The organism is Kitasatospora sp. NPDC059571 (genome assembly GCF_042735675.1).
In the GTDB taxonomy this organism is placed as follows: domain Bacteria; phylum Actinomycetota; class Actinomycetes; order Streptomycetales; family Streptomycetaceae; genus Kitasatospora.
The window spans coordinates 6,336-15,793 of record NZ_JBHWBW010000155.1 but is presented as its reverse complement, the minus strand read 5'-3'; the positions used below and the strand labels follow the sequence as shown (position 1 = coordinate 15,793).

Genomic DNA, 9,458 nt, shown 5'->3' with positions numbered 1-9,458 from the left:
GCCCCCGCGCCCGCGGGGGCGGCGCGGGGCCCGGGGCCGCCCCCCCCCCCCGCCCGCCGCCTGCTGTCCGGCGTCCGCTGGGCGTACGTGACCCGCGGGCCGGTCAGATCCGGTCCGCCCAGGGCGGGTTCGGGCCGTGCACGGCGCAGGTCAGGGCCGCCACCCGGGCCGCGAACCGGCAGGCGGCGGCCACCTCCGGCACGGTCAGCGCGTCGAGCCGCCCGCCGAGCAGGCCGCGCCCGCCCAGGTCGTGCAGCAGGCCCGCGGTGAACGCGTCCCCGGCGCCGACGGTGTCGGCCACCGCGACCGGCTCCGCCTCCACCGCGATCCGCTCGCCGCGCAGCGAGGCGAGCGCCCCCTCCGCGCCGAGGGTCACCACCACCAGGGGCGCGCCCGCCTCGTGGAACCGGTCGCAGGCCTCGGCCGCGGACCACTGCGGGTACAGCACCGCGAGGTCGTCCGAGCTGAGCCGGAGCAGGTCGGCACGCTCGCACCAGCGCGGCAGCCGCTCCCGGTACACCGCGGGGTCGACGAGCAGCGGCCGTACGTTGGGGTCCACGGAGACCGTCGCGGTCGCCGCCGCGGCCGCCAGGTACTCCTCGATCGCGGGCCCGCCGGGATCCCGGGCGAGCGCCAGCGACCCGGTGTGCACGCAGACCGACCCGTCGGCGGGCACGGCCGCGAGCTCCGCCGCCGTCCACTGCCAGTCGGCCGTGCCCTCGGCGTGGAAGGAGTAGGCGGCGCGGCCCTGCTCGTCGAGTTCGGCGACGGCCAGTGTGCTCGGCTCGGCGGCGGCGACGCAGCCGCCGAGGTCCACCCCGGAGCCGGCCAGCTGCCCGCGGAACAGGCGGCCGAACACGTCGCCCGACAGCCGGCCGCGGAAGCGCACCGGTGTGCCGAGCCGGGCCAGGGCCACCGCCGTGTTGGCGGGTCCGCCGCCCGGGTGCACCCGCAGCGCGAGCTCCCCGGGGCCGCTGCGGGCGGCGTCGGTGAAGGCGTCGGCGACACACTCGCCGATGACGGTGACCGGGCTGCGCACGGCGGCGGACCTCCTGCGGGGGACGGGCGCTCTGACGGCGTCCATCATGCCGTCAGCCGACGGCCGGCCCGCCCCCGGTGCCCCGGCCGAGCACGGCCGCCACGAACCGCCGGCGCTCGCGCGGATGTGCGGCGAACCACCGGCCGAGCCGGTGCTCGGCGTGCGGCAGGTCCAGACGGGTGAGGGCCGAGCGCTCGCCGAGCGCCCCCGCCACCGCCTCGGTGACCTCGGGCGGGATGACCTCGTCGCGGCCGGGGACGGCGAGCACCGACCGGCCGCCGAAGGCGCGGAAGGACGCCAGCGCGGGGGAGTCCCGCCAGCTGCCCGGGCGCCGGATCACCTCGGTGAACCCGGTGCCGAACGGCAGCGGCCAGGCCTCGCCCGCGTACACCGCCGGGGCGCACAGCCCGATCGCCCGGACCCGGGCGCCGTACCGGGCCGCGAGGTCGGCGACGGTGTGGCCGCTCATGCTGAACCCGACCAGCACCAGCGGCCCGGCGCCGGCCCGCCGGTCCACGAGGTCGGCGGCCTGCCGCAGCCGCCGCTCCAGCGACAGCTCACCGAGTCGGCCGCTGCTCGCGCCGTGGCCGGAGAAGTCGAGGGCGAGGGCGCGGCAGCCGTGGGCCGCGAAGTCCGCCAGCAGCCCGGCGAGCAGCCCCTGGTGGCTGTCGCCGGCGCCGTGCAGGGCGAGCGCGGTCAGCGGCGGCGAGCCGGCGCGGCCGGCCGCGGGCGGCAGGCCGACGGCGGCGATCCGCTCGCCGTCGCAGGCGAGGTGGAAGCGGTCCATGGACGGATCACGCCCGGGCGGGCGGTGGCGGTTCCGGGTGCCGGGCGCCCGGATCGGGTGAATGGTGGAGGCATGGCTGGGCAATCCGATGAGGTGCTCCGGGTCTTCGCCGGGGCACAGGACACCTTCGGCCGGCACGTCCGCGAGGCCGCCTCGGCGGGCCTGTGGCCGGAGCCGACCCCGTGCACCGAGTGGAACGTCCGCGATCTGGTGAACCACCTGACCGTGGAGCAGCTGTGGGTGCCGGAGATGCTGGCGGGCCGGACGGTCGCCGAGGTCGGCGACCGGTTCGACGGCGACGTGCTCGGCGCCGACCCCGCCGGGGCCTGGGAGGCCGCGGCCGCCGCGGCCCGGGCGGCCTTCGCCGAACCCGGCGCGATGGAGCGCACCGTCCAGCTCTCCTACGGCCCGCGTCCCGCGGTGGAGTACTGCCGGGAGATGATCGTGGACGGCGTGGTGCACGCCTGGGACCTGGCGGTCGGGGTCGGCGGGGACCGGGCGATGGATCCGGAGGCGGCGGAGTTCGCGCTCGCCGCGGTGGCGCCGATCGCCGACGCGCTGGCCTCCTCCGGGATGTTCGGGCCGCCGGTGGCGGTGCCGGCGGACGCCGGGCCGCAGAGCAGGCTGCTGGCGCTGCTCGGCCGCGACCCGGCGGACCCGATGCGCGCCGCCGGCTGACCGGGTCGGCCGCGGGCTCAGCAGCTGCGCAGGCCCGGCACCTGGTTGAGCAGCTGGGCGCGCGGCGAGGTGAACCGCCGGTACGCCTCGCCGCGCTCGTCACCGGGACGGAACGCGGCGACCCGGTGGCAGTTCTGGAACGCCAGCACCACGCCGAAGTGCCGCTCCAGGCTGGCGCGGACGGCGTCACTGGCCATCGCCCGCAGCAGTTCGGCGCGCTCGGCGTCGGTCGGCGTCGCGGTGTGGTCGGCGAAGTCCTCCGGCTGCTCCTCGCGCAGCCGCTCCGCCAGGCCGGCGACCGTGCGGTAGGCGAACGGCAGCGAGGTGCGTACGGTCTCGACGAACTCGGCGTCGTCGACCTCGCCGTGCTCGGCCTTCTCCAGCAGGGCGGTGGGGACGTTCAGGGACATGCGGGTCTCCGTTCCGGGGCAGGCCCGATCGACAGGGCTGATAGAAATGAAAGCCATTTCCATTAGCCCTCATCCTGGCCCGCCCGCTGACGTGCCGTCAATCCGCCGCGCCGCCGTACGGGGGCCGGCTCGCGCCGCACAGCCGCCGTTCCTAGGCTGGAAGGGGCTGCGGCCCCGGACACGGGCCGTGGACACAGGCCGTGGAACGGGCCGCGGGCCGGCGGACGAGACGCAACGGCGGAGGAGGTGCCCGGTGGAACAGCAGGCGAGTGCGGGCTCGGACCGGCGGATCCTGGAACGCATCGGCGAGATGGTCGAGGCCGAGCGGGATCTGCGCGCGGCGCTCACCGAGGGCCGGATCGACCCGGAGTCCGAGCGCCAGCGGCTGCGCGAACTCGAGGAGGAGCTCGACCAGTGCTGGGACCTGCTGCGGCAGCGCCGGGCCCGCGTCGAGGCCGGTGACGACCCGGACCTGGCCGCGGTGCGCAGCGTCGAGGAGGTCGAGCGCTACGAGTCGTAGCGCCCGACGGTGCGGCGGGCGGGGCTCCGGTGCCTCAGGAGGGCCGCCGGGCGCGGGCGGCGAGCAGGGCGGCCAGCGCGTCGGCGCTGCGCCCGACGTCGTCGGCGAGCGATTCGACCAGCCGCCGGGTGCCCGGGTCGCGGTCGCCGAGCCAGCCGGCGATCTCCCGGTAGGACGAGACGACGATCCGGTCGGCGTGCAGGGCGCGCTCGACCATCGCGGTGAGTTCGGCGCCGGCCGGTACCGAGTAGTCGGTGTGCGCCCGCTGGGCCAGCGTGTCCGGGTCGAAGTTGGGGCGGCCGCCGAGGGCGGCGATCCGTTCGGCGACCGCCACCGCGTGCTGCATCCCCTGCTCGGCGTGGTCGGTGAACAGGTCCGCGACCTCGCGGTCGCCCGCGCCGCGGACGGCGAGTGCGTCCCGGGTCCGGCGCAGCCAGCCCACCACCTCGGTGGCGATGACGTCGTTGAGCACGCTCACCACCCGCTCGTCGGTCAGCTCGGCGGCCATCGTGCGGTGCGCCTCTCGGCTGATCCTGGTGACGTCGACGGCGTAGTCGGTCATGGCGGTGCCTCCTGCTGTCGGGGTGGCCCCGTACGACCGTATGCCGTGCGGCGGCGCGGCGAAACCGGGGCCGGGTCCGCCGGTGCGGTCGGCGGCCCCGGCCCGGCCGCGTCAGAGCGGCAGCAGGTCGGGCCGCTTGGCCTCGACGTGGTCGCCGGAGGACTCGCCGCGCAGGCGGCGGCCGACCCACGGCAGCAGGTAGGTGCGGGCCCACTGGAGGTTCTCCCGGCGCTGCTCGGCCGCCGTCGGCTCGGGCCGCTCGGGCCACGGCGCGTCCGGGTCCTGCTCGACCGGCAGGCCCAGCGAGCGGGCGGCCAGCAGGGCGACCCGCTGGTGGCCCTCGGGGGAGAGGTGCAGCCGGTCCTCGCTCCACGCCCTGCGGTCGTGCACCGACCGCAGCGACCACAGGTCGGCGACCTGGCAGCCGGTGCGGTCCGCGACGGCGCGCAGGTGGCCGTTGTAGGTGGCGATCTTGCCGCGGAGGTGGCGGAGCACCGGGACGTCCCTGGTGTCGAAGCCGGTGCAGACGAGCACCGTGCCGGCGTGCTCGCGCAGCTCCAGCACGGCCGCCTCGAAGCGCTCGGCGACCTCGTCCGGGTCGCTGCCCGGGCGCAGGATGTCGTTGCCGCCCGCGCAGAAGGTCACCAGGTCCGGCTGGATCCGGCGGACGGCGGGGACCTGCTCCGCGGTGATCTGGTCGAGCAGCCTGCCGCGCACGGCCAGGTTGGCGTACCGGAAGTCGCCCTCCGGGCGGCGGGCGGCGAGCATCGCGGCGAGGCGGTCGGCCCAGCCGGCGAAGCGGCCGTCGGGGCCGGGGTCGTTCAGGCCCTCGGTGAAGCTGTCACCGAGGGCTGCGTAGGAACTGAGGTCAAGGGTCTCCTGGTGATCGGCCATGGAGTCAATGGTTCACCCTGTGAAGTGACCTACGCCAGCGTAGGTGGCCGGTGGCGGTGGGTGATCTCCACCACCCCCGGGCGGGCGGGCGCGGGAACGTCCCCTGCGCAGTGCTCAGGCGGCCGCTGCGCACCCGTCCAGGATCACCCGGGACACCAGCGCCGGATCGTCGCTCATCGGCACGTGGCCGCAGCCCGGCAGCCGGACCAGGCGGGCGGCGGGGATCGCGCGCAGCGCCCGGACGCCCTGGCGGCGCAGCAGCACCCGGTCGCGGGTCCCCCAGGCGATGGTCACCGGCACCTCGGCGACGTCCCCGGTGAACCGCACCCGGCGGCCGGCCTCCAGTGTCGGGGCGAAGCCGGTCGCCTCCCGCAGCGCCCGGGTCTCGGCCGCCGCGCCCTGCGGCGAGCGACGGCCCGGCCGGGCGTAGATGCTGCTGACCAGCAGGGCCCGGCCGGGCGCCGAGCGGGCCAGCCGCTCGACCGCGGGCTGCGGCAGCAGGTCCGCCCCGAGCCGCATGGCGGCGAGCACCGCGAACGCGTACCGGCGCTCGGCCTCGGACCAGAAGCCGGCCGGGGCGAGCGCGGTGACCGAGCGGGCCCGTCCGGCCCGGCCGAGACCCAGGGCGAGCAGGCCGCCGAGCGAGTTGCCGGCCACGTGCGGACGCTCGATCCCGACCGCGGCGCAGAATGCGGCGAGGGTGGGGACGGCGGTCGCCAGGTCGTACGGCACGCCGTCCGGCAGCGCGGGGGAGGAGCCGAAGCCGGGCAGGTCGACGGCGATCACCTCGTGGTGCTCGGCGAGGGCCGGCAGCACCGGCTCCCAGCCCTGCCAGTGGTGCCCGACCCCGTGCAGCAGCAGGAGCGGGCTGCCGCTGCCCTCCCGGTGGTAGCGGACGGTCGCGGTGCGCGGGCCGTACGGGGCGGGCAGCGGGAAGGTGGCCTCGGCGGACATGCGGCTCCTCGACGACGGTGCGGCGCGTTGTTGGACGAAACGTCAGTAAGAATTACCGACGAGTAGTCGCCTCGGCAAGGGGGCCGAACCACGGCGCCGCCCCGCCGCCCCGTCAGAACAGCGCGCCCTGCGCGTCCGGAGCCGGCGGCCGTCGGTGCGGCCGCAGGTCGAGCCCGCTGCTCGCCCCCGCGTCGGCCGGCTGCAGGGCCCAGCCGGTCAGCCGGCGGGCGTCCAGCAGCAGCGGCTCGCCGCCGTCCGGCTGCTCCAGGAAGAGCTGGCGGCCCACCGGCGGCCGCAGTGTCCCGGAGATCGTCGCCCCGTCGGCCAGTGCGAGCACCTCCCGGTACGCCCGTGGCGGGCCCTCCGCCAGCCCGAACAGCTCGACGTGGTCCACCACCGGGCCGTCCGGGTAGAGCGTCAGCGGATGCCCGGCCAGCAGCCGCAGCGCCGCCGCCCGGGCCTCGACCACCCGGGCGTGCCGCTCCTGCGGCCCCGGCAGGTGCCACCACTGCTCGGCCTTGGCCCGCACCCCGAACCGCTCCCGGGCCAGCCCCGACCCGCTGACCGTCAGCTCGGCCCGGCGCACGGCGGGCAGCGGCCCCCGCGCCAGGAAGGTGAAGACCGGCGCGCCCTGCTCCAGCAGACGGGCGCGGCCGCGCAGCTCCCCGGTCAGCCCGACCTTCAGCAGGTCGCCGCCGAACCAGGCCAGGTAGAGCCGGTAGGTGCGGCCGTCGTCCAGGATCCGGTCCCGGGCGAGCGCCAGCCCGGCGTCCACCTGCTGGCACGGCGGGCAGAGCACCGCACCGCCCGCCGGATCGATCTCCGCACGGTGCGGGCAGGCCCGCCGCTCGGCCTCGCCCGGCAGGTGCGGCCCCGAGCAGCGCCGCGGACCGCCCACCCGCCAGGCCACCGCGGCCCCCGGCTCCACCACCCGGCGGTGCCGCTGCCCGCCCCGGACGGCGCCCAGCACCGGCCGGTCGTCCTCCCAGTGCAGACCGGTACAGCGCCACCGCGCCGCCTGCCCCGCCGCCTCCACCGCCGCTCCCCTCCTTGCCCGCCCGGCGCCGCCGCGCCCGTGCACGACCGATCCCATCACGGACCACCGACAACCCCGTCCGCCGCAGCCGCCGCCCGACGCCGTCCCCCGGGCCGCGACCGCCGCGGACCCGTCGACCGGCCGCCGCCCGCGGGCGCCGCGCACCGGCCGGGCGTACGTTCGCCGCAGGGGGCACGCACGCCGAGGAGGCACGCATGACCGAGCAGGAGGTCCCTGGCATCGACCCCACCGCCGTCCCCAGCGGCGAGGGCTGCGCCGAGTGCCTGGCCGGCCGGGACGCCGGCTGGTGGCTGCACCTGCGGCGCTGCGCCGCCTGCGGCCACATCGGCTGCTGCGACTCCTCCCCGTCGCAGCACGCCACCCGGCACGCCCGGGAGTCCGGCCACCCGTTCCTGACCAGCTTCGAGCCGGGCGAGGACTGGTTCTGGAACATCGAGACCGACGAGTACTACACCGGGCCGCCGCTCGCCGCGCCCACCTCCCGCCCCTCCTCCCAGCCCTCGCCGGGCCCGGCCGGACGGGTCCCCGCGGACTGGCAGAGCCGACTGCACTGAACGCCGCCCGCACTCCCGTGCCCGGCGGCGGCGGACCTGGCGGACCGGGCGGACCCGGTGCCGCGGCGGCGCGGCCGGGCGCGCCCGCACGAGGTCAGCGGCCCACCCGGTCGGCCAGGAACTCCTCCCACGTCCGCCCGCCGGTCACCGCGCCGGCCGGGGCGAGGTTGTCGCCCGCCCGGTACGCCCGCCCGGCCTTCCCCGGCATCCGCACCGGCAGCATCGGCCGCCGTCGGCCGGACGCCTGCAGATAGCCGCGGCACAGCTCGCCCAGCCCGTACACCGCCGGACCCGCCAGGTCCGGCACCCGGCCGGCCGGTCGGCCGAGCGCCAGCTCCACCAGCCGGTCCGCCACCGCGTTCGGGTCGACCGGCTGGAACCGCAGCCCGCCCGGGACGGGTACCACCGGCAGCCTGGCGGCCTTCTGGGCCACCGTCAGCACCAGGTCGTGGAACTGCGCGGCCCGCAGCACCGTCCACGGCACACCGCACCCGGCCACCGCCTCCTCCGCGGCCAGCTGGGAGCGGAACCAGCCCAGCGGGACCCGGTCCGCCCCGATCACCGAGATGTGCACCAGGTGCCGGACCCCGGCCCCTGCCGCGGCCCGTGCCAGGTGCCGGGCCGCCGCCTCGTCGCCCCTGGGGCCGCCGGCCAAGTGCAGCACGGTGTCGACCCCGGCCACCGCCTCCCCGAGCCCCTCGTCCGCGACCAGATCGCCCGTCAGGTACACCACGCCGTCGGAGGGTTCGCGCCGCTGCCGGCTGAGCACCCGCACCTCGCGGCCGGCCTCCCGCAACCGGGGGACGACCAGGCGTCCCAGCGTGCCCGTGCCGCCGGTGACCAGGATGGGTGATGTCATGGCTGCTCCCCACTCGTTCGACGCGGGAGTCGTCCTCCCGTTCACATCGGACCCGTCCAGCGGGTCTACTGCTGTGAACCCGTACGAGGAAGGAATGTGACACGGTGGACGATCGCGAACGGTCCGCGGAGCTCTTCGAGGAACACCGGCCCAGGCTCAGGGCGGTGGCGTACCGGATGCTCGGGTCGGGGAGCGAGGCCGACGATGCCGTCCAGGAGGCCTGGCTGCGGTTCGTCCGCACCGACACCGGGGACGTCGACAACCTGGCCGGCTGGCTGACCACCGTGGTGGCGCGGGTCTGCCTCAACCTGCTGCGCTCCCGCGACCGGCGCCGCGAGGAGCCGCTCGACGCCCGCCCGGCCGACCCGGTGGCGGACGGCGGGGCGGGGGCCGACCCGGAGGGGGAGACGCTGCTCGCCGACTCGGTGGGCACGGCGATGCTGGTGGTGCTGGACATGCTGACGCCGGCCGAGCGGATCGCCTTCGTGCTGCACGACATGTTCGCCGTGCCGTTCGACGAGATCGGGCCGATGATCGAGCGCTCGCCGGCCGCGGCCAGGCAGCTCGCCAGCCGCGCCCGCCGGCGGGTCAAGGGGGTCCCCGCGGTGCCCGAGCCGGACCTGCGGCGCCGCCGCACGGTCGTGGAGGCGTTCCTCGCGGCCTCCCGGGACGGCGACTTCCACGCGCTGGTGGCCCTGCTCGACCCGGACGTGGTGCTCCGCGCCGACAGCGCGGCCGGCCCGACCCCCGCGCCGGTACTGCTCCGCGGCGCCGAGACGGTGGCCAAGGGCGCCCGCGCCGCCGCCCTCCGGGCCGCGGTCAGCACCCCGGCGCTGGTGGACGGCACCGTCGGCCTGGTGATGGCCCCGTACGGCCGGCTCGCCCTCGTCCTCGCCTTCACCGTCGAGGACGGGCTGATCACCGGGATCGACGTGATCGCGGACCGCGAGCGGCTGGACCGGCTGGAGATCGCGGTGCTGGACGCCTGAACCGTGCCGAACGCCCGAGCCGTGCCGAACGCCCGAGCCGTGCCGGACGCCTGACCGGCCGTGCCGCCGGGGTCGGGGGGGGGGGGCGGGGCCGCCGCGCCGCCCCCGCGCCGCGCGGGGGGGGGGGGGGGCGCGAGGGGGCGAGCGCGGGCCAC

General features: G+C 77.6%; 12 protein-coding genes. 4 read left to right on the top strand and 8 right to left on the bottom strand.

What is annotated here, in order from left to right:
* Positions 1 to 103: 103 nt before the first annotated feature.
* Both ACFV0G_RS18960 and ACFV0G_RS18955 read right to left on the bottom strand, forming a co-directional pair.
* Entirely contained in the window at positions 104 to 1,084 is a 981-nt protein-coding gene (locus ACFV0G_RS18960) for a carbohydrate kinase (protein ID WP_380548631.1), read from the bottom strand.
* Positions 1,085 to 1,091: 7 nt separating this feature from the next.
* Positions 1,092 to 1,826: an alpha/beta hydrolase gene (locus tag ACFV0G_RS18955; RefSeq protein ID WP_380548628.1), complete on the bottom strand. Its 735-nt coding sequence runs from the start codon at positions 1,824 to 1,826 to the stop codon at positions 1,092 to 1,094.
* Positions 1,827 to 1,898: 72 nt separating this feature from the next.
* Here ACFV0G_RS18955 and ACFV0G_RS18950 point away from each other — a divergent pair, with 72 nt between their 5' ends.
* A complete protein-coding gene (locus ACFV0G_RS18950) occupies positions 1,899 to 2,504 on the top strand; it encodes a TIGR03086 family metal-binding protein (protein ID WP_380548625.1) in 606 nt (201 codons plus the stop codon).
* A gap of 17 nt (positions 2,505 to 2,521) precedes the next feature.
* Here ACFV0G_RS18950 and ACFV0G_RS18945 read toward each other — a convergent pair whose 3' ends face one another.
* Complete coding sequence (locus ACFV0G_RS18945) at positions 2,522 to 2,914, bottom strand: SCO5389 family protein (protein WP_380548622.1); 393 nt, start codon at positions 2,912 to 2,914, stop codon at positions 2,522 to 2,524.
* A 253-nt stretch (positions 2,915 to 3,167) separates the two neighbouring features.
* Between ACFV0G_RS18945 and ACFV0G_RS18940 the strand changes: the two genes are divergently transcribed.
* Positions 3,168 to 3,434, top strand: coding sequence for a DUF2630 family protein (locus tag ACFV0G_RS18940; RefSeq protein WP_380548619.1), 267 nt, complete (start codon positions 3,168 to 3,170; stop codon positions 3,432 to 3,434).
* Between the two features lie 34 nt (positions 3,435 to 3,468).
* Here the strand turns inward: ACFV0G_RS18940 and ACFV0G_RS18935 are convergent, their stop codons facing one another.
* The 4 genes from ACFV0G_RS18935 to ACFV0G_RS18920 all read right to left on the bottom strand — a co-directional run bounded on the left by ACFV0G_RS18935 (position 3,469) and on the right by ACFV0G_RS18920 (position 6,880).
* Positions 3,469 to 3,996: a ferritin-like domain-containing protein gene (locus tag ACFV0G_RS18935; RefSeq protein WP_380548616.1), complete on the bottom strand. Its 528-nt coding sequence runs from the start codon at positions 3,994 to 3,996 to the stop codon at positions 3,469 to 3,471.
* A 111-nt stretch (positions 3,997 to 4,107) separates the two neighbouring features.
* Positions 4,108 to 4,890 carry an SGNH/GDSL hydrolase family protein gene (locus tag ACFV0G_RS18930; RefSeq protein ID WP_380548613.1) on the bottom strand — a complete coding sequence of 261 codons (783 nt, stop codon included), beginning with the start codon at positions 4,888 to 4,890 and terminating at the stop codon, positions 4,108 to 4,110.
* 114 nt (positions 4,891 to 5,004) lie between these two features.
* Positions 5,005 to 5,844: an alpha/beta fold hydrolase gene (locus ACFV0G_RS18925; protein WP_380548610.1), complete on the bottom strand. Its 840-nt coding sequence runs from the start codon at positions 5,842 to 5,844 to the stop codon at positions 5,005 to 5,007.
* Positions 5,845 to 5,956: 112 nt separating this feature from the next.
* Positions 5,957 to 6,880 carry a DUF2797 domain-containing protein gene (locus ACFV0G_RS18920; RefSeq protein ID WP_380548607.1) on the bottom strand — a complete coding sequence of 308 codons (924 nt, stop codon included), beginning with the start codon at positions 6,878 to 6,880 and terminating at the stop codon, positions 5,957 to 5,959.
* A gap of 215 nt (positions 6,881 to 7,095) precedes the next feature.
* Between ACFV0G_RS18920 and ACFV0G_RS18915 the strand changes: the two genes are divergently transcribed.
* On the top strand, positions 7,096 to 7,455 hold the full coding sequence (locus tag ACFV0G_RS18915; RefSeq protein WP_380548604.1) for a UBP-type zinc finger domain-containing protein: 360 nt from the start codon (positions 7,096 to 7,098) through the stop codon (positions 7,453 to 7,455).
* A gap of 94 nt (positions 7,456 to 7,549) precedes the next feature.
* On the opposite strand, the gene ACFV0G_RS18910 is transcribed toward ACFV0G_RS18915, so the two are convergent.
* Complete coding sequence (locus ACFV0G_RS18910; protein ID WP_380548601.1) at positions 7,550 to 8,314, bottom strand: SDR family oxidoreductase; 765 nt, start codon at positions 8,312 to 8,314, stop codon at positions 7,550 to 7,552.
* A gap of 104 nt (positions 8,315 to 8,418) precedes the next feature.
* On the opposite strand from ACFV0G_RS18910, the gene ACFV0G_RS18905 reads away from it, so the two are divergent.
* Positions 8,419 to 9,303, top strand: a complete 885-nt coding sequence (locus ACFV0G_RS18905; RefSeq protein ID WP_380548598.1) for a sigma-70 family RNA polymerase sigma factor — start codon at positions 8,419 to 8,421, stop codon at positions 9,301 to 9,303.
* The last annotated feature ends 155 nt before the right edge of the window (positions 9,304 to 9,458 follow it).